The following is a 20,681-nucleotide window of genomic DNA, read 5'->3' as shown; positions in this document are numbered from 1 at the left end:
TCCAGTGTCGGGAAATTGGGAGAGTTTATGCCGCGATTGCCGGGCGATTATTGGCGAGCAGCTCAATGGTTTTTAGGCGATGGCTGCCTTCTGAAACAGGACAGTCGACAACGAACTCGGCGATGCCCAACTCCCGATGCAGGCGTTGAAGTTCACTGTGAACATGCAAGGCTGTGCCACGGATCACGCGAGGCGTGCGCTCTTCAATGCTGTATTGTGTGGCACCCGCCTGTCGCACATATTCAAGCGCCTGTTCGTGACTGCCGACATTGACTGGCTGCAGGCCTTCGACCGCAACACGGAAGCGGCGAATATCACCAGCCAGTTTTTCCGCCTCGGTTTCGCTCTCAGCAACAATAACGCTGACCGCTAAAATGGCAGGGCGGTTCGCAATTGTCCGATAGGCTTCAACTGCTTCTTTGATGGCTGCCGGGTCGCCTTGAATATGCCCGGCATAGACGAAGTTCCAATCGAGCCGCGCCGCAAGTTCAGCGCTTTCGACGCTCGCACCCAGCAGGAAACGTTCAGGTTTTTGCGGCGGAACCGGATAGGCGGCAATGCCGTTTTCATCATCTGATTTCTCTGAACCATGATCGAGAAAGCCATCAAGCTCTGCAAGTTGCTGTTTAAAGGATGGTTTTCGGTCCGGGTCATAAGCCCCTTGCAGTGCGCGGGTTGACAGCGGCAAGCCACCCGGCGCTTTTCCGACGCCCAAATCGACCCGTCCCGGGGCAAGTGATGCAAGCAGATTGAAGTTCTCAGCGACTTTATACGCGCTGTAATGCTGCAGCATCACACCGCCCGAACCAATCCGGATATGATGGGTATGAGCCAACAAAAAGCCGATCAGTACCTCCGGTGACGAACTGGCAAGCCCCGGTGAGTTGTGGTGCTCTGCCACCCAGAAACGATGAAAGCCTGCTGCTTCTGCTTTCTGCGCAAGCTTTATCGTGCGGGTCAGCGCCGCCTGGGCTGCTTCGCCGTCATGAATGGGACTTTTATCGAGAAAACTGAGCGCGTAGGGCATTTGATCCTCACCAACAACTTCAATGAGGAGACAATCTATGTTTTTTGTAGAATATTAATCGAGCAACGATCTTCCAATATTTGCACGCTCATTAAACGTTCATGCCGTGCAAACGTGCGAGCAAAGAGGCACCGTTAAGGAGAGATACTGTTCGATGGCAGCTTTATGCTTCCACTCAACACAAGTCGGACAGGATTTGTTTCAGCGGAGGCTTTCTATGGTTGATATTATTGTCCAGTCTTCTCTTTTGGACCCGGCGGCACAGCCGCTTATTGACGGTCTGGTTCATGAATATGACAGCCGTTATGCGAATCTGGACCGACCAGGCGGCGCACGCACAGAAATTCTGCGCTATCCCACAGAGGCATTTGCGGCGCCGCTCGGCGGTTTCCTGCTGCTTCAGCGCGATGGGGAAACCATTGCCGGGGGTGCCTATATGAGCCACGACGATGAAACCGTCGAACTCAAGCGTATCTGGACGGCATCGCATTTGCGTAGGCAGGGACTGGCGCGCCGTATCGTTTTGGCGCTTGAAGAAAGTGCCGGTGAACTAGGTTACACGCGGGCCTATCTCTCGACGGGCTTTCGCCAACCCGAGGCCACAGCGCTTTACATTTCGCTCGGCTATCGCCCGCTCTTCGACACTTCTTTAGATGTTCAGCAATATCGGTCGCTGCCTTTTGAAAAGCACATTGGCTCCAAGCTAGGCCAGCAGATCTCTTCGCCGCTCTATCCCTCATCGGCCTCATTTGAAGAGGCAACGCAGCGCGTGCAGGAACGAAAGGCGGTGCAGGAAGCGAAGATTCTTGCGCGACTTCAAAGCTATCGCGAAACCGCTGCGTGAGAAGGGAAACAAGCCATGCCCCTTTCACATATCGAACATTTCGCCTTTCTCATTCCCGGCAGTCATCACGAGAATGATCCCGCACGAGGTTTAGAGGACACGCTTCAGCTTTTCCAACATGGAGAGCAACTGGGATATGACAGCGCATGGGTGCGCCAGCGCCATCTGGAGCGCGGCATTTCATCTGCCGCTACCTTCCTCGCAGCCGCTTCGCAGCGAACAAAGCGCATCGGTCTTGGCACTGCGGTCATCCAGCTTGGCTATGAAAACCCGTTCCGGCTGGCTGAAGATCTTGCAACTGTGGACCTGCTGTCGAACGGCAGGCTGAATGTTGGCGTTTCAGTTGGTGCGCCGCCTTTTGGGCATCTTATCGCAGATTTCATCGATGCCGCTCCCATCGCTGATTACAGTCATGCGCGTGCAGAAAAACTGGCACAGGTCCTGCGGTCAGAGCCACTTTCGGGCGAGACCGAAGCAGGCAATGCCGCTGGCGCGCAAATCCCGCGTTTAAGACCCTTTGCCAAAGGGCTGACCGACCGCCTGTGGTATGGCGGTGGATCACAGAATTCAGCACGTTGGGCGGGGCAGGCTGGGTTTAATCTTCTGACGGGAAACATTGTCAGCGGTGAGAACACGGACGATTTTCTGACAGCCCAAAAAGCACTCATAGAACGGTTCCGTCAGGAATGGGTGCATGAGCGTGCGCCGCGTGTCGCACTTGGCCGGGTGATCCTGCCCACGGACAGCGCAAGCCCCGATGCGCGCCGTCGCTATACGGAATTCGCCGCCGAACGCGACAAGCGAACGGGTTTCGCCCATGGCCCGCGCCGCACTTTGTTTCTGCCCGATATTGTGGGCACGACAGAGCAAATTCTGGAAACTTTAGCAGCCGATCCTGTTCTCCCGCTTGTCTCCGAATTTCGGCTGGAGCTGCCTTACGAATTTCACGCCGAGGATTATGCGCAAATTCTCACAGACTTTGCGCGGCTTCTTCCTGCCTCGGGCGCAAGCAAGCCAGAGCTGAGCGTCGTTCGCGCTGGCTAGTTATCCAATCCATTCAATGACGATCGGAATAAAATCATGACGCAGTCTAAAACCCTGCTCTTAGGCGTGGGTATCAGCGCCGCAACCGCACCTCAAACCAGCCTCAAGCAATCGCGGCAGTTCTGGACGGAGCTGATAAAACCGTTCGATGGTGCATTTGCATTTCTGACACTGGAAGACGAGTTCGCAGACAAGGGCGGCGATGGGCCGGATGCCATCTTGCTGGCAAACTGGCTTGCACCGCGTCTCACCAATATTGGTATCATCGCTGGTGCGCCAGTCAATTTTCTGGAACCTTTTCACGTTTCGACCGCCATTGCGACGCTTGATTATGTCAGCGAAGGGCGTGCTGGACTGCTTGTGCAGCATCTCACAAAACAGCGCAATCTGGACGCCAGCAAAGCGCTGGGTGCGTTGAATGGTTATCCTTCGCTTGATCAGCAGGCGCTTAAAACGGACACTCAAGACGCAATCGAAGTTATCCGCAGGCTTTGGGATAGCTGGGAAGACGATGCAGTTATTCGCGATAAGAAAACGCAACGTTTTCTTGATGCATCCAAACTGCATTACATCAACTTTGAAAGCGAAAATTTCCGAATTCTTGGGCCTTCAATCACCCCGCGTCCACCGCAAGGCCAGCCGATTGTAGCCACCAAACTTTCAAACCTCGATGAGCTTAATGTCGCCCGTAATGCGGATGTGGTTTTTGTTACAGCAGATGAGCAGCTTATCAGGGCTGCTGGCGCATCCGTGCATGATCGTGCAGCGCCGGTTGTCGTCGCCGATCTCGCGCTTTCTGAAAAGCCAAGTGTTCAGGAAACGATTGATGCAGTTATCGAGAACCAAGCATGGGGTGCTTCGGGCGTAAGGTTGCTCTTGCCTGATCCGCAATCGCAAAGCGATTTCGTTCTCAAAGAACTGCTGCCCGCATTGCAGGCTCGCAAGCTTGTTCACAACGGCGAGGGCACCACGCTGCGGGCGCGGTTTGGTTTGCCTGAAGCAATCAATCGTTATTCAACAGCCGCCTGAGCGAAGGAACCGGGAAAATGACAAAGCTGAAGCAGGTTATTCTCGGAGCGCAGTTTCCGGGCGTCAACAATTTCACCGTATGGAGCGATCCGGCGGCGGGTAGCCAGATAGAGTTTTCTTCGTTCAAGCATTTTGCTGAAACGGTCGAGCGCGGCAAGTTTGATTTCATCTTTCTCGCGGAAGGCTTGCGCGTGCGCGAGCAAAAGGGAAAGCTTCACGAGCTTGATGTTGCTGGTCGGCCCAATACGCTGGCTATTCTCACCGCACTCTCTGCAATCACCGAAAATGTGGGCCTTATCGGTACGCTAACAACCACATTCAACGAACCCTATGCGCTTGCAAGGCAGCTTGCAACTTTTGACATTCTCTCCGGTGGGCGTGCAGGCTGGAATGTGGTGACATCACCGGGTGCATTTACTGGCGCGAATTTTCGGCGAGGCGATCATCTGCCCTTCAAGGAACGCTATGAGCGTGCGCGCGAATTTCTTGATGCCGCGCAAAAAATCTGGGCTGGAGGTGATTTTGCTTTCAAGGGCAAGCATTTTGACGTTGCTGGTCACTCAGATCTGGCACCGCTACCGCAAGGCGCGCCCGTTATTGCACAGGCTGGCGACTCGCAGGATGGGCGCGAGCTTGCCGCAAGCCACGCCGATGTTATCTATTCCCGCCATGGCACACTGGAAGCGGGGCAGGAGTTTTATCGCGATGTGAAGCAGCGTTTGGCTCATTATGGGCGCAGTCCGCATTCGCTGAAAATCCTGCCGGGCGCCAATTTCGTGTTGGGTGATACGCAAGAAGATGCGGAAGAAAAGCTGCGCGAAATCCGTCTGCAGCAGGTCAGCCCGAAATCTGCCATTACGTTTTTGGAGCAGGTGTGGAACCGCGATCTTTCAAACTATGATCCGGATGGACCGCTTCCGGAATTGGAGCCGGATGTTGCCCATGAGCAATTGGCTCTCGGGCGCGCCAATCGTTATGATGACCGCATCGATACGGCGCGTGCGTGGCGCGAGCTCGCTGAACGTGACAAACTCAGCATCCGTGACCTGATTATTAAGGTTACAGCGCGTCAGCAGTTTGTTGGCACGCCGCAGACTATAGCGGACGAAATCAACGCCTATGTTCAGGCTGATGCAGCCGATGGGTTCGTGTTTGCGCCGCACCTTACGCCAGGAGGCTTCGACGAATTCGTTGAAAAGGTTGTACCGATCCTTCAGGACAAAGGCGTGTTCCGCAGCGATTATGCCGGAGAAACATTGAAAGATAATCTCGGCGTATCAGCTTAACCGCCAAGAACAATAAGCAGTGGCGCGCAATTGCGCCGTTGCTGGTTCTAATTTTCTATAAAATCCGTCGAATATAGAAAGCGCATTCTCGGCCAATCTGTCGAGCGCTGCTACCGTGTGGCGGATTGATAAATCTGGAGTAATAAACAGACATGGGATCAACGGTAACATATCTCCGCGAGAGTATTCCGCAGTATGTTGAAGAGCCTTTAGATATCGAGGTTTCTCCAGGTGAACTCAAGGCCGCTATGCGACAGCTAGCGGGTGGGGTAAGCGTTGTTACAGCGGGGTTTGACGAAGGACGCACGGGCGCAACGGTGACGTCAGCGACGGCACTGTCTGTCGATCCTCCAACAATCATCGTGAACATCAACCGTGGTTCGTCGGTCTGGCCGGTGATCAGCCGCCACAACCATTTCTGCGTAAACATTCTGTCTGCTGGTCAGCAGGCTATTGCGGACCGTTTTGCAGGAAAAGATGGCGTGAAGGGCGCTGCCCGATATGAGGGCGCTGCTTGGTACGCTCTCGAAAGCGGCGCGCTGGCGTTGCATGGCGCATTGGCTTCGGTCGATTGTGCGGTTGAGGACGTTATTGAGCGCCATACCCACGCTATCATTATCGGACGGGCACTGAAGATTGTGACCGGCGGCGGCGAGCCGCTTCTTTATCACGGCGGCGGTTATCGATTGCTTGGGCTGTAATTTAGTTTAAATAGATAATATAAAAAGCCGAAGAATATATTCTTCGGCATTTGCTTTTTTTGAAATTATGGCAAAATTTAAAAGAAATAATTTTCAACTGTCTATATAATTTTAAATATCAATTCCTGACATTATTTTAATTATATAAATAAGTTCAATCATCTTTCTTTATAAGCAGGGTGATTGCATGACTTCCGAAAATAAGAAATCTTATCTATCTCGGCGTGCTTTTCTGGGGGCATCCGCAGTTGGTCTTGGTGCGGCAGCCATTGGTGGCTCCGATGGCTTTGTGCGCAAGGCATTCGCACAGAGCACGTCGTCTTCTCCGAGAGTGATCAAGCTGGCCTGGGGGCAGACGGCTGTGTGTCAGTCGCCAATTTCGGTCGCGCTCAAGAAAGGCTTGTTTGAGAAATATGGCCTGACTGTCGAACCGGTCAATTTCTCTGGACCAACCGATCAGTTGCTTCAGGCAATTGCCACCGGCAAGGCGGATGGCGGCATCGGCATGGCGCTGCGCTGGCTTAAGCCATTGGAGCAGGGGTTTGACGTATCGCTGACGGTCGGAACGCATGGCGGCTGTATGCGCCTTCTGGCAGCACCCGATTCAGGTATCAATTCGATTGCTGATCTAAAAGGCAAAAAGGTTGCCGTCAGCGATCAGGCAAGCCCGATCCGCAACTTCTTCGCTATTCAGGCGGCCAAGCAGGGTATCAATCCCGATACCGAAATCGAATGGCTGCAATATCCGGCTGATCTTTTTGCGGAAGCCCTGAAGAAGGGTGAAGTGCAGGCTGTGGCTGGCGATGATCCGCACGCCTTCCTCCAGCGCGAGCGTGATGGTCTCAAGGAAGTCGCGACCAATCTTGATGGGCAGTATGTCAATTCTGCCTGCTGTGTGCTGGGTCTGCGCGGAAGTCTGGTTCGTGATGAGCCAGAAGTTGCGAGCGCCTTGTCGCGTGCAATCGTAGAAGCACAGGCTTGGACTGCAGCGCATCCAGATGAAAGCGCTGAAATCTTTGCGCCTTTCGTTCCGGGCAATGTCTCTGCAACGGACGTGGCGCGCATCCTGCGCAGTCACACGCATGACCATCATTCGACGGGTGATGCCTTGCGCAAGGATGTTGCTCTGTTCGTGGATGAGCTCAAGATCATCAATGTCATCCGGCCAAATACCAATACGGATGCATTTGCCGAAAAGATCGTCGCCAATGTCATCACCTGACACAGTCTATATCTCGTCCAAGGACGACGCGCGGGAGGCTCTGCCCTCCGCGCTTCGTCGCTCGCTATGGCCGTTTGTGGCGGTGATCGCCTGGGCTATCGTCAGTGCGATTTCCGTCTTCCTTCCCAATGTGGTGGTTGGTTTTGCAGAGCCGCTTTATGTTCGTGAAACCAATGGCCTGTTCATCGGCTGGACAATCCTTCTGGCAGTCGGTGCGGCATTGGTTGCGGCCTATCCGGCATTTGGCAAACGGCTGGTTTACTGGTCGCCATGGCTGACGGCTCTGGCGGTGTTTTTTGGTGTTTGGGAATTGCTTACGGCCAAGTTTGCCTGGCTCCCTGTGCCGTTTTTCCAGCCACCTTCGTCTCTGCTCGAAGTCTATCTCGATGATTGGCCGCGTCTGCTCGACAGCCTCTATAACTCGTTCAAGCTTCTGGCCTCCGGTTTTGTGCTTGGTGCGATTGCTGGCTTTCTGACCGGTGTTTCCATCGGCTGGGTACAGGCAATCGGCTATTGGGTTCATCCGGTGTTGCGGTTTCTGGGGCCAATTCCTTCGACTGCACTGCTGCCGATGGCGTTCTATTTCTTTCCATCGGGCTTTTCAGCCGCAGTCTTCCTAATAGCATTAGCAACATGGTTTCCGCTTACGGTTCTGACATGGTCGGGCGTGGCGAGTGTCGATAAAGCCTATTACGATGTTGCCCGCACTTTGGGCGCCAGTCAGTTGTTCCTGATCCTGCGCGTCGCTATTCCCGCAGCATTGCCGCATGTTTTTGTCGGTCTTTTCATGGGGTTGGGCGCATCTTTCTCGGTGCTGGTCGCCGCTGAAATGATGGGCGTCAAGTCCGGTCTCGGCTGGTATCTGCAATGGGCGCAAGGCTGGGCGGCCTATAACAATCTTTATGGCGCGCTCATCATCATGGCGATTGTGTTTTCCGGTCTGATTACGCTGCTCTTTACGGTGCGTGATCGCGTTCTGACATGGCAGAAGGGGGATGTGAAATGGTGAATGCTGCCCTCAAACAAACGCCTGCCGCCTCCGCTGATGAAAGCCGTGGCTTCCATATTCAGGTTGAGAATGTAAGCCATCGCTTTGGTCTTGAAGGCAAGTCATTGCCGGTTCTCAACCACATTGAGCTTGATGTGCAACCGGGCGAATTTGTTGCCATTCTGGGTCCATCGGGTTGCGGCAAGAGTACGCTTTTGCGGCTCGCTGCCGGTCTGGAGCCGCCAAGTGAAGGGCGGATTCTTGCCGATGGCGAGGAAATCCTCGGTCCTAATCCGTCGCGCGTGGTGGTCTTCCAAGACCCCACACTTTATCCGTGGCGCACGGTGCGGGACAATGTTACTTTGGGGCTTCAGGCGCGTGGCGTGCTGAAAACTCAGGGACACCGCATCGATGAAGCAATTGAGCTGGTGGGATTGTCGGCTTTTGCCAATGCCTATCCGCGTCAGCTTTCGGGCGGCATGGCGCAGCGTGCGGCCTTAGCGCGTGCGCTCGTCAATGACCCGAAATTGCTCATTCTAGATGAGCCACTAGGGAAACTCGATTCCCTAACGCGGCTTGCCATGCAGGCTGAGCTTCTCGATCTCTGGCAGCGCAACGGCTTTACCACACTGCTCGTCACGCATGATGTCGAGGAAGCGATTTTCCTTGCACAACGGGTCATCATCTTTGGCAACCGTCCGGCAAGCATCGAAGCCGAACTTAAAGTGGATCTCAGCTATCCGCGCCATCGCGGCGATCCGCGACTGGCGGAACTGCGCAGGCAGGCGCTTGCGCATCTTGGGCTGGATGCCGACTGGTAAAATCAGGAAAGAAAAATGTTCAAAAAAGCTATTCTTACAGCGGCCCTTTTATTGGGGTCGATGACGCAACTTTATGCGCATGCGCATCTCGCACAATCCGAGCCAGCCGAAGACGCAGTGCTCAATAAAACGCCTGCCACTGTTTCCATCGAATATACCGAAGCGCTGGAACTCGGCCTAAGCAAACTCGTCCTCAAGGATGAGAGTGGGGCAACTATCGAGACCAGTAAGCCTGAACATATTGACGGCAATACCAAGACGCTTTCGGTCACACCGCCAGCCTTGAAGCCGGGTACTTATACGGTCGAGTGGGGCGCTGCATCGGTCGATACGCACCGCACCGAAGGCGCGTTCAAATTCAAGATTGCTAATTAAGGTTGTCGGGCGCAATGACTGGAATTGATATTGTCATTGCGCTTGTGCGATGCCTCAATCTTGCCGGTCTCGCAATGCTCGCGGGCGCACTATTTTTTCGCATTTTTCTCATCAAAGCCGAAAAAAGCGAAGGCAAACCGACGGCAAGATTAAGATTCTGGTGTCAACTTTGTGGCTATTCCGTGGCAATCAGCGCCTTTGGACTGGTTCTGTGGGTGCCACTTCAGTTCTCACTGCTGTCTGGTGCGAATAGTTTTACTGATGCATTCGCCTTCTTCCTAAGCGGACTGTTAGGTACGGCCTTCGGCATCGCATCGTTCCTACGCGCATTGGCAATCTTGCTTGCTGTCTTGCTTCTGCCGTATGCGATAAAGTCTCAAGTCATCCGTATCCTTTTGTTTTTGATCGCTGTTTTGGCGCTTGGTCTTCAGATACGCATGGGGCACGCCGCAGCAGCTGATACTATCTGGCTGCCGCTGGCCGTTTCTGCGCATGTGATTGCAGGCGCTCTATGGTTTGGCTCGCTGCTTCCGCTCTATCTTCTCTTACGTGTTTCGCGAGATGAAGGTTTGCAAGCAGCACAGAGATTTTCGCTATATGGCATTGTTTTTGTTGTAGTTCTTGTTATTGGTGCCGCAATTGCAGGATGGCTTTTGACACGTGGTTTGCCGGGGCTGGTTGGTACCACTTACGGCAGGATCATGATCGTGAAGATCGCGCTTCTGGCAGCCATGCTGACACTTGCAGCACTCAATCGTTTCTGGCTGAGCCGTGATGGCAGTAGCGGGCGTGGACTTGGCTATGCGTTGATCCTTGAGGGAACAATTGGTCTAGCAGTATTTCTCGCGGCGTCACTTCTCGCGACACAGCCGCCCGCCGTGCATGAAGACATCATCTGGCCTTTCGCCTATCGTTTTCGCGACAATATTCTGGGTGACGCGTTTCTCGTCGATGCCGCATGGCGGAGCTTCAAGGCACTTCTGCTGGCATTTCTGATCGGTATTGGGTGCCTTTTTCTGCCTAAATGGCGATGGCAAGCTATTGTTATCGTGGCAATTATCGGGTTCGCGTCGTTTCAGCCACCGCGCATCGGATTGTTTGTTCAGGATGCTAATGAAGCAAGCTTTCTGCGCTCGTCCACATCCTATACGTCCATCGCAATTGCGCGGGGTGCTGCGGCTTTCGGAGCCAATTGTGCCTCCTGTCATGGCAATGACGGGCGCGGACGCGGTGAGCAGGCAACGGGCGATCCGGTATGGCCACCCGATCTGACAGCGCCCTTGTTTGCGGATCGCAGTGACGGCGAAATCTTCTGGACAATCATGCATGGCAAGGAGTTGCAAGACGGTCGGCAATCCATGCCCGGTTTTGAAACGGTTTTGGATGCGAAAACCGCGTGGTCGCTTGTGGATTATATTCGCGCGATTGCGTCCGCCCGAACGATCAGCATGCCTGCACCTGATGGTGCGGTTTATCCGGCGGCAAGCCCGAGGATTACGGTCTATTGCGGGGCTAGACGGTATGAGGTCGGTCGTCAATCCGACAGTTTCTGGCTGCTTCATTCTCAGGGTGAACAGCTTGAAGCCTTTGCTGTCGATAGCAATGGCATCACGGCGCAATGCGATGTTTCCGACCAGACTGCGGCTGTGGCTATGCAGCTTCTGACACCAACTGCCGATGGTGCGAGCTTTCTCGTAGATCAGAATGGCTGGACACGTTTTCGATGGTCAGGGCATGAGAAGTTAGAATCGTCAATCCTTGAGACAGCAATCAGCAAGGCTCGTGCGAATCCGGTCAGCCTATCGAATAGAGGGCATCATTCATGATGGTCCGAGCAGCGTTGCTACGCGAATATAAATGCAAAGAGGCCTCCTGCAATGAATTGCAAATCTATGTGCCTGGCGAACTAAGTGAATAATTTTCTTAATATAATTCGGCGACTGGTGAAAATTAGACGTTGAATTTTGATGCCTGTTGGCAAGAGGGAGTGGATCATGGGTAACATACGCAATGGCTTTTCGGAGCTTGTCGGCAATACGCCTCTGGTTGCTTTCTCACGCATTCAGAAGAGCAATGACGTTTCTGCGCGGCTTCTCGCAAAAATCGAATATCTCAATCCCGCTGGCAGCATCAAAGACCGTACAGCATGGGGGATTATTCAGGATGCCGAGCGTGCGGATAAAATTAAGCCGGGGGATCTTCTGGTGGATCTGACGAGCGGAAATACCGGCATCGGTATTGCGGCTGTTGCTGCCGCAAAGGGCTATCGGACGAAGTTTTATCTGCGTGATACGATCAGCGAAGACAAAATCAATATCCTGCGTCAGTTCGGGTCTGAAATCGTGTTGATCGACAATGACGAGCTGCTGGAACCGGGAGCGCTGCAAAAGGTGCTCGATCGCATTCGTAGCGAAAATCCGGGCGCTTATTATACGGGTCAGCGGTCCAATCCTGCCAATCCGGCAATCCATTTTGAAACGACCGGCCCGGAAATCTGGCGCGACACGGATGGCGAGCTGGACATTCTGGTCAGTACCGTAGGCACTGGCGGGACCATTTCTGGGGCGGGAAAATATCTGAAAGAAAAGAAGCCATCCCTTCGCATCATTCTGGTGGAGCCGACGGCAGATTCTGTGCCTTCTGCCGATAATCCAAAAGCCGCAACCATTGAAGGTGTTCACAAAGTCACCGATATCGATGAGACCATTCTGCCTGAAAACTACGACAAGGCTATTGCCGATGAAATTGTCGCTGTGACGACGGAGCAGGCTCGACGTGCCGCATTATCGGTTGCACGGGAAGAGGGTTTTCTGGTTGGTACGTCTTCCGGGGCAGCGATTGCTGCTGCCCTTCAAATTGCAAAGCGCCCGGAAAATGCAGGGAAGACCATCGTTGCCGTTCTGCCTGATAGCGGAGAGCGCTATTTGTCACTGTTTCAAGAACCAGTCACAGCGGATTAGGGGGTGGTTCGATATAATTGAAATAAAAAGAAAATATTGAGCGAGTCTTCAATATTATATAATTTATATCGCTTCCTTTTGTTAAAACTATAGAATATAATTTTGTTGAATTTTGTAATTATATCAATTCTGAATATATTTATATAAAATATTATTTGTCATATATTTTACAATAATTAGATATAATTGCCTTAATCGAATTATCCCTCTGAAATAGAACGATTTTGTTTATTGTTAGTGGGGATAATTATGATTCTGAAAAACACTGTAATTGGTTCGGCATTTGCTGTTCTTGGGGTGACACACGCAAATGCGGCCGATGCAATTGTAGCGCCGGAGCCAGAGGCTGTAGAATATGTGCGTGTCTGTGATGCTTACGGAGCGGGCTATTTCTACATTCCGGGAACGGAAACCTGCCTGCGTATCCATGGTTATGTTCGTTACGACCTGAGGGGAGGCGATAACGTCTATTATCGTGGTGCAGGCATTAGCCGTGCTCCGGATGGAAGTGCTTATAATCTGAGTCCGCGTGGTAAGTCCTATGATACCTGGACGAATAATACGCGTTTCACATTACGCACATCGACGGCTTCCGAAACGGAGCTTGGTACGCTTTCGACCTTTACTGAAACCCGCTTCAATTTCGGGAATGGTGTGGATGCAGGAACGACCCTCAACCGCGCATTCATCCAGCTCGGCGGTCTGCGTGTGGGCCTTGATGACACCGCATTTTACACATTCACCGGATATTTCGGCGATGTGTTGAATGACGACGTTATCAGTGCTGGTGGTTATCGTACCAATCAGATCAGCTACACTTTCAAGGGCGGCAATGGCTTTTCAGCTATCATCTCTCTTGAACAGGGTAACAACGTCGATGTCGATTGGAATGGCGTCATTGATGACTACACACCACACGTAGTTGCTGGTTTGAAATATACGCAGAGCTGGGGGTCGATTGCAGGTGTTGCAGCTTATGATGCCGTCAACGAAGAGTGGGCCGGAAAGGTTCGCCTTGATGTAAACGTAACCGACCGGTTCTCGGTCTGGGTGCTTGGTGCGTACAAGTCGAACGACGATCACTACGTTCATTACGATGCAAGCGGTGCCATTGTTCACGATAGTGGCAGCAGCACGTATCGTGGGGTTCGTGTTATTGACAGCTTCTACGGCACATGGGGCGGTGATTGGGCAGTTTGGGGTGGTGCAAAATTCAAGGCTACCAACAAAGCGGTCTTCAACGTTCAGCTTGCCTATGAAGATGCCGAAACTTTCGCAGCAAGTGCAAACGTTGCTTATCAGTTGGTTCCTGGTTTCACCATCACCCCACAAATCTCTTACACCAAGTGGGACGACAAGAACTCGATCCTGAAAGGCCAGGATGCCTGGCAGGGTGTCGTTCGCTTTCAGCGTTCATTATAAAATTCAATCAGGATTTTTTTAAGTAATGTAGTGGCGGCCAGAGCCGCCACTGCTGTTTTTGAACACAGGCGAGGGTGGTTTTTCCAGCGATCAAGTTTTTCAAAGGGCTGAATTTTTAAATAGCTGAAAGCAATTAGCCTACAGTGCCTCGGTTTTGCCGCTTGAGAGAGACTAGAATGTCAACCAGATCATCATTCATGAACGCCTTTGATAGGAGATGTGATTACGATGCAAACTCAGTCAGATTATCAACACACTTCATCAGGCTATAGCGAATGCGTGCAGGCACGAGGAACAATTGCGTCATTGTTGGCTGCCGTTGAAAAAGCAAAGCAGACTGCAAATGAAAGTCTGCGCCGCGCTCAGTCTGCACCTTTGCCTCATATTGCCGATAATACGATCTTCATCGCATTGTTTGAGCGTCATCTGTCGGATCGTGAAGTCCTGTTTTCGAGAATCCGCCAGCTCGACGATGCAAAGGCATCTTTCGGGGCTTGAGCAGAACAATCAATTCATCCCATAATTGCCACATTCCATCGATGAGCACGATATTTGGTAAGCAGGAAGAAGCGCAGTGACTGAATTTGCATCCAGAATGACGCTGACCGAGGAGTTAGTCTCGCTGAGCATTCGGGCTGAAGTGGATCGGGGGCCGGACCCAAACAGGATTCCGATAACTGACCTGGACGTGCAGGCACTTTCTGAAAAGCTTTATCATGAAAGCGGCGACAAGCCTCTATGGGTGTTTGCTTACGGTTCGCTGATCTGGAAGCCGGATTTTAATTCTGTTGATTGGAGTTATGCTGGCCTGAAGGGATGGCACCGTTCGTTCTGCCTGCGACTTACCCGTTGGCGGGGCACCCAAAGTCAGCCCGGCCTGATGCTTGCGCTACGACGCGGCGGCAGTTGTAACGGCATCGCGTTTCGGCTGTCTGAAGAGGATCGACTCGGCCAGATTCAGCGCATGATCCGGCGTGAAATCAGTTCAATAAGTGATTCATCCAGTATTCGCTGGGTATCTGTTGATACGCCGGATGGGCCTGTGCGTGCTTTGACGTTCTGGGCTGGACCACGCGGCGACCGCGTTTTGAATGGTCTGCCGTTGGAATGTGTAGCAAGCACTTTGGCGCGAGCGTGTGGGCATATTGGCTCCTGCGCGGAATATCTTTATCTGACCGTCAAACATCTCGAAGAAAAAGGCATTCGCGATCGTAATCTGTGGAAGCTTCAGGAGCTTGTGGCAGCTGAGATTGCGACACTCTACGAGGTCAATGCAAAGGCATCTGCGGCAGCGGTTTGACCGGCAGGGAATGAGAGCTGAAAAACACATCGCATCCCAATGTGACAATTGGTCTGTAACGATAGACTATTAATCCGCTCGATTTAGTGCAAAAGCAGCATTCATCGGATCGGCGGAGGTTCCATGCTCACAAAAAAGGGGAAATACGGCCTCAAAGCATTGGCTCACCTTGCCTTGCTTGCTCCCGGCGAGAGCGCATTCGTTGCCGAGATTGCCGCCAAAAACAATATTTCCAAGAAGTTTCTCGACGCGATCCTGCTGGAGTTGCGTAACGACGGCATTTTGCGGTCGAAGAAAGGGCCGGGTGGCGGCTATAGTCTCGCAAAACCTGCCAGTGAAATTAATATAGGGCAGGCGATCCGCGTTCTGGATGGTCCGCTCGCACCTATTCGTTGCGCCAGCCGAACAGCCTATGAGCCTTGCGAAGACTGTGAAGATCACAAGGCTTGTCAGGTTCGCCGATCAATGCTGCTTGTTCGCGAAGCAATTGTCGGCGTTCTCGATGCCATGACGCTTGAGCAGTTTGCTCGCAACGGCGGTCTTGAAGATGACGGAACTGCGCCTGAATGGGCACAGCTTACCGCCTGATCGTGGATCACTTCCGATAGTTGATCCTGTAAGTCAGGCTACCTTCAGTAACTTCTTCAATTTCAATGATAATATCGCGTATTTCGGCGGTCGTCTGATCTTTCGGAAAAGAGAAAGTCTGCCCTGAGGCTGGGTAGTTCAAATCTGCGATTGAATAGCCGCGGACTTCAAACTGCATCTCGCCATTTTCAATGCCGAGGAAAGCAATATCGTAGATCGTCCCACTCTCGTCCGGGCTGTAGTCGCCAGCGTTGGGCAGCGCTAGCCCTTTTCCGTAATCACGGGGCGGGATGATTGGATTAGCTGAAAGGACAAATTGCGAGCGGCCGAACGTATCGGTTTCTGGCGCCGGCTGTTCCTGCGAATGCACTTGCGGAGCGGCTTCGACTGCACCCGCGGCCGGACCAGCAATTCCGCTGGCGATTGAGCTGCATAGAATGGCTGCAGTAAATGATGACGTCAGGATCAGTGAGCGCAGGACTTTATTCATTTTGCGAACTTTCATGCTTAGGGTCTGATGCTGTCGCTATCGGCGAGGATCGACGACGACTCGCAATAAAGCTTGGCAATTTCGGTGTCTTTGGTCTCGTTGGTGAAGGCATCAGTCGAAGCATAGACGCGTATTTCACCGCTCTTGATGACGCTTGAATCGTCTTAGTCGCCGCGAGCATAGCCTAGTGCCATGGTCAGATCGGTCGGATGATTGATATTGGTGTCTTTGGTCGAAAACCAGGTACTGTCGGTTTCAAAATAGAGCTCGGCTTTTTCTGTGCCTGCCGCGTCAGTGTAGTAGGCCTCTTTCTTGTCCGGATTGGCCTTCGGATCGGCAAGGTGGCAAAACTCTGCACGCGCATTTCGCTCGGGAATATTGCACGCAAATTGGGTTTGCCACGGAGGAATACAGTTGCTGCAGCTGGCAGCGGTATTAGTGCGGCCAAAGTCATTGCAAAGCATATCTTCATGAGAGATCCCCGAATGCGGTCAATCTCTACCGCATCGCAAACCTCCACAGATGAGTCAATGTGTTACGCTGTGGACAATACTCAATTGACCGCGCTTCGATCTTCCGTCTAGTGTCGGCGCAGATGAGGCACCTGTTGCCGGGACGGGCTGTTAAGAAAGATATCTGATGAATCCAACATGGACCAAATGGCTTATTAGTTTCGTATTTGGTGTTCTGATAGCGCGTTTCGGATTTGGCCTCATGGCCCCTCTGGTGATGATGCTTTCCCCGGAACGGACGGCCAATCCAGATGGTCTCGATAGTGTAATTATCATCCAGCTGGTCGTTCAGTTTGTTGTAGTGGTGATCTCCACAATCCTGTTGTCGCGGCTTGCAAGTCGCAAGCTGCAGATTGGATGGGGTTGTCTTGTTCTTGGCGCTGTTATCCTGCTTGGCCTGCTTGCAACTCTCTTCGTACCGGGATCGGATTTTGGGTCGCTTGAGGATAATGGTGAAGCCACGGCATTTTTCTTCTGGCTATTGATCCTGGTGCTGCCAATGTCGATCGGCGGGGGACTGTTGGCCGTTATTGGCTGGATTATGATCCAACGCGGACGAAAAGAGTTGCAGCGCGGGTAGTTTAGGCAAGTCACGATCTGCATATCTGTAGACCAAACGCCAATTTGTTGGGAAATAATCCACTATCTGCTTTGACTATTGAGCGATTATTGATTGACATCAATCTGTTGAATCGTATTGCAATAAATAAGTTGAATGGCAGATCAGAGTTTTTGGACGGTCGGATGCTTTATTATCCGAAATGAGAACCGCTCCATAATGATGATATTAGAGCACCGGGCGTCTTGATGGGTGCCCAAAGGTCGCTCTAACACTTTAAAATCAGAGCATGATTTTACCTTAAACTGATCCAGGTTTAAGGAATTATGCTCTAGCGGAATGGGGACTTTCGAATGCGTCTGTTGGGTGCGGTTCTTATCGCGAGTTTCATCGCGTCCAATCTTCCAGCCCATGCCGAATTTGAGAGGGAACTCGGCCCACTCGCCTCGGCAGGGTCTTCACAAATCATGCAGGGATGGACCGGAACCAAACAAGACGGTTGGTTTGTCCTCAACAATCAGCAGGCAGGCGGAACCGAGCAGACATTGGTGGTTCAAGCCGGGCCAGCACCTGCCGAAGGTCGTGCTACCAGCGTTAGGATTGCAATCAATTCTTCCAAGCCCGGTGCTTCGCTGGGGCTAATTGCGACAAATCCTGCGAATAGCGCCATTTGCCTGATGGAAGTGATTGCCGATAAGAGTGCCAAGCTCTTCTGCATGGAGAACGGCAAGCGCCAGGATATTGCTACCATCCCGAATGCAGCCAAACTTGACGGCACGGATGTCATCGAAATGGTCGATGTGCCCGGTGTAACGCGGTTTCTTCTCAATGGAAGAATGATTGGCGACGTTCAGGGTTCGGCAGCGCTTGGCGCGCAGATCGGCATCATGGCCTATGACACCGGCGTATTTGCGATTACCGATTTCAATATCACATCCGATGGCCAGAATGTGCCTACCCAGCCGGTCACCCCAAGCCAACAAACCGGCGGAGCGCCGCAGACTGCTGATACGGGCGCGCAAACGGCGCCCCAAAATGGCGGCAACGCTCCTCAGCCCGTAGCAGGCTCTGGTGCCCCCTCAGGTCCGCTGCCGGAGTTTGGCGGCGACAGTGGCCGCATTGCTGCAGTTTATTACGGATTGGTGCGCAGCATTTTTGCGCATGAATTCGGACATGCGCTGATTGGAGAATTGCAGCTGCCATCGACCGGCCCCGAAGAAGATGCTGTCGATATTTATTCTGCTTTGCAGATTGTCGAGCCGACAATGTATCCGTCCGGTGACAAAGAAATCGACGATATGGCTATCGGAAGCGCGAGCTATGCAGCGCTGCAGTGGTATTATAGTGGCAAAATCAATGAGATGAAGGGCAGCTCACCTTCTCCGTGGCAGGACGAGCATACAGCCGATCTCAAGCGCTTTCGTAATATGCTTTGCATCATGTATGGCGGCAATCCGAAGGTTTTCAGCTCGATTGCCGACGGCGTAAAACTGGATGAGCGCACTCGTTTTCGCTGCTCTGACGAATTCAACAAGCAAAATCGTGCATGGCGTAAGATTCTTGCCCCTCACACACGTTCTGGCGAATGGCACCCGGAAGGCGAACAACCTGCCAATGCGGCCGGTGCAGCGATCAAAACGGTCTTTCAGCCATCCTCACGTAGAGTTGGTGATTTCTATGCCAGTAAACTTTCAAGCGCTTTGACAGGCTATTTCGATAACTTGTCCCAGACTTATGTGCTGCCGCGACCTTTAACAGTCACGTTCCGCGACTGTGACCAGCTCAACGCATGGTATGATCCGAAAGAAGGATCGATCACCATGTGCTATGACCTGTTCGAACATCTGGCGGTCATGATTTCCGATGTTGAAATGGGAAGTGCTCCAGCAGATTCTGCAGGCCAGCAACCAACTAATGCTTCTGCGCCGGCTTCTGGTGCCGCGGCAGGTGCAGTCGTTGATGAATTGCGCGATGACGGCGTTGCGGCGAGCATGGTTCTCTTTCAGTCGCCTTATACCGGGCCAACACCCAATAAACATGCCAGGGCTACGATAATCACAACTGTTGAGGTTGCCAAGATCATCGCAAACGGCCGTAAAACCCTGTTCGTTGATACCAGCGGTCTGCAGGAAACCATGCAGAATGCCTTTTCTTTGCCGGATGCCGGGCGCGATGGAAGCGTTACAGATAGTCTGCAGGAAGCGCTCGACGAATGGCTGAACGAAAAAGCTGGCGGAGACAGAAGTGTTGGCGTGGTATTTTTCGGCAAAGGTATGAACGACCGTTCGTCCTATAATGCCGCATTGCGCTCTGCCACACTCGGCTGGACGACGTTCTGGTATCGTGGCGGACTGGAAGCATGGACAGGAAATGGCTTGCCGGTGAGCAAGTAATTTCTGCGGGTTGATTGTTGATCTCTGTTAATGCAATTGTCGTAATTATATTGCATCAACGGTAATGAACGAATGAACGAGCTCAAAGCCCTCAAGACGTTTCTGCTGGCAGCGGAGAAGCGCAATTTCGCGCAGGTTGCGCGAGAGCTGGACATGACGCCCGCTTCTGTAACGCGAACCATCGCAGCGTTAGAAGAAGAGCTTGGCGTTCAGCTCTTCGTGCGAACGACCCGACAGGTTTCGCTCACGACTGATGGGGCTGTTTTTGCAGCGCGTATCGAACCAGCAGTCAACGCGCTGGAGACGGCGCGACTTGAACTCATGAATGTTCATAAGGCTGATCAAGGGCGTTTGCGGATCAATGCGCCGATGTCGCTCGGCCAGCAGGTCCTTCCGCAAATACTCTCTGCTTTTCGGGATGTTTATCCAAAGATCGAGATTGAATTATCGCTGACCGACCAGATGCTCGATATCGTCGAGCAGGATTTCGATCTTGCGATCCGCATTTCCGGTGCGCCGTCGGATAAATTCACGATCTGGCGCAAGATCATTGAAATCAAACGCATTTTGGTGGCTGCACCCGGTACGCCATTTATAGATGTCGCGCATCCGGGCGAGCTGACATCAGATGGATGTCTGGGCTACAGCTCGGAAAGTCGGCGTGAAAACTGGGCTTTGTCGGATGGAAGTTCGACGGTCAATGTTTCTGCCGGGCGTATGATCAGTGCCAATAATGGTGAAGTTCTGGCCAATATGGCAGCGGATGGGGCAGGGGTCGCCATGCTGCCTGTGTTCATCGTGGCTGAACATTTGCGCACGGGGCGTCTCGTGCATATCCTGCCGGAATGGTCGCCGCCGCAACTTTGGCTTACGCTTTATTATCCGCCATTCCAGAAGTTGCCGCCGCGTATTGCGGCTTTCTCAGATTTCTTTGAGCGCGAGATCAAGGCAATTGTTACCCGGATGATCTGACGCCCAATAGCATGTGTCAAAAACAACAAAAGGCGGAGCCTGAGGGCTTCGCCTTTTTGTATTCTACCGGCTTGCGCCGATATTAGTTCTGATAGCTTGAAGGCGATGCGTCGCCAAAGCGATGAGCAGAGCCGTCCTGATAGGTGGT

The 20,681-nt window shown here is 52.6% G+C and carries 21 protein-coding genes; 18 read left to right on the top strand and 3 right to left on the bottom strand.

What is annotated here, in order from left to right:
- Positions 1–25: 25 nt before the first annotated feature.
- On the bottom strand, positions 26–1,027 hold the full coding sequence (locus QSJ70_RS11375; protein WP_285536486.1) for an LLM class flavin-dependent oxidoreductase: 1,002 nt from the start codon (positions 1,025–1,027) through the stop codon (positions 26–28).
- A 217-nt stretch (positions 1,028–1,244) separates the two neighbouring features.
- Between QSJ70_RS11375 and QSJ70_RS11370 the strand changes: the two genes are divergently transcribed.
- From QSJ70_RS11370 to QSJ70_RS11300, 15 genes are all read left to right on the top strand, one after another.
- Complete coding sequence (locus tag QSJ70_RS11370; RefSeq protein ID WP_215778775.1) at positions 1,245–1,871, top strand: GNAT family N-acetyltransferase; 627 nt, start codon at positions 1,245–1,247, stop codon at positions 1,869–1,871.
- 15 nt (positions 1,872–1,886) lie between these two features.
- Positions 1,887–2,915, top strand: coding sequence for an LLM class flavin-dependent oxidoreductase (locus QSJ70_RS11365; RefSeq protein WP_285536484.1), 1,029 nt, complete (start codon positions 1,887–1,889; stop codon positions 2,913–2,915).
- A 36-nt stretch (positions 2,916–2,951) separates the two neighbouring features.
- Positions 2,952–3,944, top strand: coding sequence for an LLM class flavin-dependent oxidoreductase (locus QSJ70_RS11360; RefSeq protein ID WP_285536482.1), 993 nt, complete (start codon positions 2,952–2,954; stop codon positions 3,942–3,944).
- A 17-nt stretch (positions 3,945–3,961) separates the two neighbouring features.
- Positions 3,962–5,230, top strand: coding sequence for an LLM class flavin-dependent oxidoreductase (locus QSJ70_RS11355; protein ID WP_285536480.1), 1,269 nt, complete (start codon positions 3,962–3,964; stop codon positions 5,228–5,230).
- 152 nt (positions 5,231–5,382) lie between these two features.
- Entirely contained in the window at positions 5,383–5,931 is a 549-nt protein-coding gene (locus QSJ70_RS11350; RefSeq protein WP_215778782.1) for a flavin reductase family protein, read from the top strand.
- A gap of 187 nt (positions 5,932–6,118) precedes the next feature.
- The gene (locus tag QSJ70_RS11345; protein ID WP_024900072.1) at positions 6,119–7,153 is read left to right on the top strand and encodes an ABC transporter substrate-binding protein; all 1,035 of its coding nucleotides are present in this window, start codon (positions 6,119–6,121) and stop codon (positions 7,151–7,153) included.
- Positions 7,140–8,162: an ABC transporter permease gene (locus QSJ70_RS11340; RefSeq protein ID WP_215778785.1), complete on the top strand. Its 1,023-nt coding sequence runs from the start codon at positions 7,140–7,142 to the stop codon at positions 8,160–8,162. The genes QSJ70_RS11345 and QSJ70_RS11340 overlap by 14 nt, the downstream gene beginning before the upstream one ends.
- On the top strand, positions 8,156–8,962 hold the full coding sequence (locus tag QSJ70_RS11335) for an ABC transporter ATP-binding protein (protein ID WP_285536474.1): 807 nt from the start codon (positions 8,156–8,158) through the stop codon (positions 8,960–8,962). Before QSJ70_RS11340 ends, QSJ70_RS11335 begins: the two co-directional genes overlap by 7 nt.
- A 15-nt stretch (positions 8,963–8,977) precedes the next feature.
- Complete coding sequence (locus QSJ70_RS11330; protein ID WP_079213870.1) at positions 8,978–9,337, top strand: copper resistance CopC family protein; 360 nt, start codon at positions 8,978–8,980, stop codon at positions 9,335–9,337.
- A gap of 14 nt (positions 9,338–9,351) precedes the next feature.
- Positions 9,352–11,163: a CopD family protein gene (locus QSJ70_RS11325; protein ID WP_285536471.1), complete on the top strand. Its 1,812-nt coding sequence runs from the start codon at positions 9,352–9,354 to the stop codon at positions 11,161–11,163.
- A 168-nt stretch (positions 11,164–11,331) separates the two neighbouring features.
- Positions 11,332–12,297 carry a PLP-dependent cysteine synthase family protein gene (locus QSJ70_RS11320; RefSeq protein ID WP_215778789.1) on the top strand — a complete coding sequence of 322 codons (966 nt, stop codon included), beginning with the start codon at positions 11,332–11,334 and terminating at the stop codon, positions 12,295–12,297.
- A gap of 249 nt (positions 12,298–12,546) precedes the next feature.
- Positions 12,547–13,719 carry a porin gene (locus QSJ70_RS11315; RefSeq protein ID WP_285536469.1) on the top strand — a complete coding sequence of 391 codons (1,173 nt, stop codon included), beginning with the start codon at positions 12,547–12,549 and terminating at the stop codon, positions 13,717–13,719.
- Between the two features lie 228 nt (positions 13,720–13,947).
- On the top strand, positions 13,948–14,217 hold the full coding sequence (locus tag QSJ70_RS11310; protein ID WP_215778792.1) for a hypothetical protein: 270 nt from the start codon (positions 13,948–13,950) through the stop codon (positions 14,215–14,217).
- A gap of 97 nt (positions 14,218–14,314) precedes the next feature.
- On the top strand, positions 14,315–15,019 hold the full coding sequence (locus QSJ70_RS11305; RefSeq protein ID WP_285536836.1) for a gamma-glutamylcyclotransferase: 705 nt from the start codon (positions 14,315–14,317) through the stop codon (positions 15,017–15,019).
- Between the two features lie 123 nt (positions 15,020–15,142).
- On the top strand, positions 15,143–15,607 hold the full coding sequence (locus QSJ70_RS11300) for an RrF2 family transcriptional regulator (protein ID WP_007879036.1): 465 nt from the start codon (positions 15,143–15,145) through the stop codon (positions 15,605–15,607).
- Positions 15,608–15,614: 7 nt separating this feature from the next.
- On the opposite strand, the gene QSJ70_RS11295 is transcribed toward QSJ70_RS11300, so the two are convergent.
- Together QSJ70_RS11295 and QSJ70_RS11290 are read right to left on the bottom strand one after the other, a co-directional pair.
- Complete coding sequence (locus tag QSJ70_RS11295) at positions 15,615–16,097, bottom strand: hypothetical protein (RefSeq protein WP_215778794.1); 483 nt, start codon at positions 16,095–16,097, stop codon at positions 15,615–15,617.
- 164 nt (positions 16,098–16,261) lie between these two features.
- Positions 16,262–16,561: a hypothetical protein gene (locus QSJ70_RS11290; RefSeq protein ID WP_215778796.1), complete on the bottom strand. Its 300-nt coding sequence runs from the start codon at positions 16,559–16,561 to the stop codon at positions 16,262–16,264.
- 175 nt (positions 16,562–16,736) lie between these two features.
- On the opposite strand from QSJ70_RS11290, the gene QSJ70_RS11285 reads away from it, so the two are divergent.
- From QSJ70_RS11285 to QSJ70_RS11275, 3 genes are all read left to right on the top strand, one after another.
- On the top strand, positions 16,737–17,189 hold the full coding sequence (locus QSJ70_RS11285) for a hypothetical protein (RefSeq protein WP_215778797.1): 453 nt from the start codon (positions 16,737–16,739) through the stop codon (positions 17,187–17,189).
- Positions 17,190–17,521: 332 nt separating this feature from the next.
- A complete protein-coding gene (locus QSJ70_RS11280; protein ID WP_285536464.1) occupies positions 17,522–19,561 on the top strand; it encodes a DUF4344 domain-containing metallopeptidase in 2,040 nt (679 codons plus the stop codon).
- A 72-nt stretch (positions 19,562–19,633) separates the two neighbouring features.
- Entirely contained in the window at positions 19,634–20,533 is a 900-nt protein-coding gene (locus QSJ70_RS11275) for a LysR family transcriptional regulator (RefSeq protein WP_007879049.1), read from the top strand.
- The last annotated feature ends 148 nt before the right edge of the window (positions 20,534–20,681 follow it).

The sequence above is a fragment of the Brucella sp. NBRC 12950 genome, from assembly GCF_030268145.1.
Lineage (GTDB): Bacteria > Pseudomonadota > Alphaproteobacteria > Rhizobiales > Rhizobiaceae > Brucella.
Note: the sequence above shows the minus strand (reverse complement) of the source record. Positions and strands in the feature narration are given on the sequence as shown.

Excerpts from the sequence above, each read along its gene's own strand:
- QSJ70_RS11305 (WP_285536836.1), top strand. The coding sequence starts at position 14,315 with ATGACGCTGACCGAGGAGTTAGTCTCGCTGAGCATTCGGGCTGAAGTG.
- QSJ70_RS11325 (WP_285536471.1), top strand. The coding sequence starts at position 9,352 with ATGACTGGAATTGATATTGTCATTGCGCTTGTGCGATGCCTCAATCTT.
- QSJ70_RS11310 (WP_215778792.1), top strand. The coding sequence starts at position 13,948 with ATGCAAACTCAGTCAGATTATCAACACACTTCATCAGGCTATAGCGAA.
- QSJ70_RS11360 (WP_285536482.1), top strand. The coding sequence starts at position 2,952 with ATGACGCAGTCTAAAACCCTGCTCTTAGGCGTGGGTATCAGCGCCGCA.
- QSJ70_RS11345 (WP_024900072.1), top strand. The coding sequence starts at position 6,119 with ATGACTTCCGAAAATAAGAAATCTTATCTATCTCGGCGTGCTTTTCTG.
- QSJ70_RS11375 (WP_285536486.1), bottom strand. The coding sequence starts at position 1,027 with ATGCCCTACGCGCTCAGTTTTCTCGATAAAAGTCCCATTCATGACGGC.
- QSJ70_RS11315 (WP_285536469.1), top strand. The coding sequence starts at position 12,547 with ATGATTCTGAAAAACACTGTAATTGGTTCGGCATTTGCTGTTCTTGGG.
- QSJ70_RS11330 (WP_079213870.1), top strand. The coding sequence starts at position 8,978 with ATGTTCAAAAAAGCTATTCTTACAGCGGCCCTTTTATTGGGGTCGATG.
- QSJ70_RS11275 (WP_007879049.1), top strand. The coding sequence starts at position 19,634 with ATGAACGAGCTCAAAGCCCTCAAGACGTTTCTGCTGGCAGCGGAGAAG.
- QSJ70_RS11365 (WP_285536484.1), top strand. The coding sequence starts at position 1,887 with ATGCCCCTTTCACATATCGAACATTTCGCCTTTCTCATTCCCGGCAGT.
- QSJ70_RS11280 (WP_285536464.1), top strand. The coding sequence starts at position 17,522 with ATGCGTCTGTTGGGTGCGGTTCTTATCGCGAGTTTCATCGCGTCCAAT.
- QSJ70_RS11290 (WP_215778796.1), bottom strand. The coding sequence starts at position 16,561 with ATGCTTTGCAATGACTTTGGCCGCACTAATACCGCTGCCAGCTGCAGC.
- QSJ70_RS11295 (WP_215778794.1), bottom strand. The coding sequence starts at position 16,097 with ATGAATAAAGTCCTGCGCTCACTGATCCTGACGTCATCATTTACTGCA.
- QSJ70_RS11320 (WP_215778789.1), top strand. The coding sequence starts at position 11,332 with ATGGGTAACATACGCAATGGCTTTTCGGAGCTTGTCGGCAATACGCCT.
- QSJ70_RS11355 (WP_285536480.1), top strand. The coding sequence starts at position 3,962 with ATGACAAAGCTGAAGCAGGTTATTCTCGGAGCGCAGTTTCCGGGCGTC.
- QSJ70_RS11300 (WP_007879036.1), top strand. The coding sequence starts at position 15,143 with ATGCTCACAAAAAAGGGGAAATACGGCCTCAAAGCATTGGCTCACCTT.
- QSJ70_RS11335 (WP_285536474.1), top strand. The coding sequence starts at position 8,156 with ATGGTGAATGCTGCCCTCAAACAAACGCCTGCCGCCTCCGCTGATGAA.
- QSJ70_RS11285 (WP_215778797.1), top strand. The coding sequence starts at position 16,737 with ATGAATCCAACATGGACCAAATGGCTTATTAGTTTCGTATTTGGTGTT.
- QSJ70_RS11350 (WP_215778782.1), top strand. The coding sequence starts at position 5,383 with ATGGGATCAACGGTAACATATCTCCGCGAGAGTATTCCGCAGTATGTT.
- QSJ70_RS11370 (WP_215778775.1), top strand. The coding sequence starts at position 1,245 with ATGGTTGATATTATTGTCCAGTCTTCTCTTTTGGACCCGGCGGCACAG.
- QSJ70_RS11340 (WP_215778785.1), top strand. The coding sequence starts at position 7,140 with ATGTCATCACCTGACACAGTCTATATCTCGTCCAAGGACGACGCGCGG.